The organism is Mesorhizobium sp. M4A.F.Ca.ET.090.04.2.1, assembly GCF_003999085.1.
Classification (GTDB): Bacteria; Pseudomonadota; Alphaproteobacteria; order Rhizobiales; family Rhizobiaceae; genus Mesorhizobium.
In genome coordinates, this window is the sequence record NZ_RZOT01000981.1 from 1 (window position 1) to 676 (window position 676).

1 protein-coding gene is annotated in these 676 nt (G+C 68.3%); it reads left to right on the plus strand.

Annotated elements, in window-relative coordinates:
• A partial coding sequence (locus tag EN781_RS33615; RefSeq protein WP_189347994.1) for a His/Gly/Thr/Pro-type tRNA ligase C-terminal domain-containing protein occupies positions 1–633 on the plus strand: 633 nt, incomplete at its 5' end.
• Positions 634–676: the final 43 nt, after the last annotated feature.

Genomic DNA, 676 nt, shown 5'->3' on the forward strand with positions numbered 1-676 from the left:
GCCATGGACCGCTCCGTCGTGCGCGGCCTGGAATACTACACCGGCCCCGTCTTCGAAGCCGAGCTGCTGGCCGAAATCCCCAACGAGGACGGCCAGATCGTGCGCTTCGGCTCGGTTGGCGGCGGCGGCCGTTATGACGGGCTGGTCTCGCGCTTCCGCGGCGAGCCGGTGCCGGCGACCGGCTTTTCGATCGGCGTCTCCCGGCTGATGACGGCGCTGAAGAACCTCGGCAAGCTCGACATCTCCGACGTCATCGCTCCGGTCGTCGTTCTGGTCATGGACAAGGACACCGAAAGCCTCGGCCGCTACCAGAAGATGGTGGCGGAGCTGCGCGCGGCCGGCATCCGCTCGGAAATGTATCTCGGCGGCGCCGGCATGAAGGCGCAGCTCAAATATGCCGAGCGCCGCGGCAGCCCGGTCGCCATCATCCAGGGCGGCGACGAGCGCTCCCGGGGTGAGCTGCAGATCAAGGACCTGATCGAAGGCGCCCGCATGTCGGCGGAGATCACCGACAACGCCGAATGGCGCGCCGCACGCCCGGCGCAGGTGACGGTGGCGGAGAGCGAGTTGGTTGCCGAGGTGAAGAAGATCCTGGCGGCTCAGGCTGCCGACCGCGCGAAGGGTGGCGCTTGAACACCCCCCTCTGTCCTGCCGGACATCTCCCCCTCAGAGGGGG